Annotated in this window: 1 protein-coding gene; it reads left to right on the top strand. The window is 69.7% G+C overall.

Translation table 11 applies throughout. The features are described 5' to 3' along the window. A partial coding sequence (locus tag U1T56_RS24055) for a CoA-acylating methylmalonate-semialdehyde dehydrogenase (protein ID WP_418162027.1) occupies positions 1-1,481 on the top strand: 1,481 nt, incomplete at both ends.

Below are 1,481 nucleotides of genomic sequence, written 5' to 3'. Positions count from 1 at the left end.
CAGCACTTCATCGGCGGCAAGCTGGTGGCGGGCCGCAGCGGCCGCACCGCGCCGGTGTTCGACCCGGCGACCGGCGAGGCGATCGCCACCGTGCCGCTCGCGAGTGCGGAGGAGCTGGACCAGGCGGTCCAGGTCGCCAAGGCCGCCTTCCCGGGCTGGGCCGCGACCCCGCCTTTGCGCCGGGCGCGCATCCTGATGCGCTTCTTGCGCCTGCTCGAGGAGAACGAAGGAAGGCTCGCCGAGGTGATCACCACCGAGCACGGCAAGGTGCTCTCCGATGCCCGGGGCGAGATCGCCCGCGGCATCGAGGTGGTCGAGTTCGCCACCGCGGCACCGCAGCTCCTGAAAGGCGAGGTCACCGAGAACGTCGGCACCCGCGTCGACAGCCATTCCTTGCGCCAGCCCTTGGGGGTGGTCGCCGGCATCACGCCGTTCAACTTCCCGGCCATGGTGCCGATGTGGATGTTTCCCGTGGCGCTTGCCTGCGGCAACAGCTTCGTCCTCAAGGTCTCGGAGAAGGTGCCGAGCGCCGCGGTGATCCTGGCCGAGCTCCTCAAGCAGGCGGGCCTGCCCGACGGCGTGTTCAACGTGGTGCACGGCGACAAGGCGGCGGTGGACGCGATCCTGCACCACCCGGCGATCGCCGCCGTGAGCTTCGTCGGCTCGACGCCGGTGGCGAAGTACGTCTACGAGACCGCCGCCACCCACGGCAAGCGCGCCCAGGCCTTGGGCGGCGCCAAGAACCACATGATCATCATGCCGGATGCCGATCTCGACCAGGCGGTGGACGCGCTGATGGGCGCCGCCTACGGCGCTGCCGGCGAGCGCTGCATGGCGATCTCGGTGGCGGTACCCGTGGGCGAGAAGACGGCCGAGGCCCTGCTCGAGCGGCTGGTGCCCAGGGTGCGGGCGCTCAGGATCGGCCCGGGCAGCGACCCGGAGGCCGAGATGGGGCCGCTGGTCACCGCCCAGCACCGCGACAAGGTGAAGTCCTATATCGACCAGGGCGAGCGCGAAGGGGCGAAGCTCTTGGTGGACGGGCGCGGCTTCAAGATGCAGGGCTACGAGAACGGCTTCTTTCTCGGCGGCAGCCTGTTCGATCGGGTGACGCCCGCGATGACGATCTGGAAGGAGGAGATCTTCGGCCCGGTGCTGTCGGTGGTGCGCGCCCGGGACTACGACGAGGCGGCCGGGATCATCAATGCCCACGGCTTTGCCAACGGCACCGCGATCTTCACCCGCGACGGCGACGCGGCCAGGGACTTTGCGCACCGGATCGAGGTCGGGATGGTGGGGATCAACATCCCGATCCCGGTGCCGATGGCGTTCCACAGCTTCGGCGGCTGGAAGGCGTCGTTGTTCGGCGACCATCACATGCACGGGCCGGAGGGGGTGCGGTTCTACACCCGGCTGAAGACCATCACCTCGCGCTGGCCGACCGGCATCCGTGCGGGTGCCGACTTCGTCATGCCCACCATGCG

Source organism: Benzoatithermus flavus (assembly GCF_037908215.1).
In the GTDB taxonomy this organism is placed as follows: Bacteria; Pseudomonadota; Alphaproteobacteria; order Geminicoccales; family Geminicoccaceae; genus Benzoatithermus; species Benzoatithermus flavus.
Note: the sequence above shows the minus strand (reverse complement) of the source record. Positions and strands in the feature narration are given on the sequence as shown.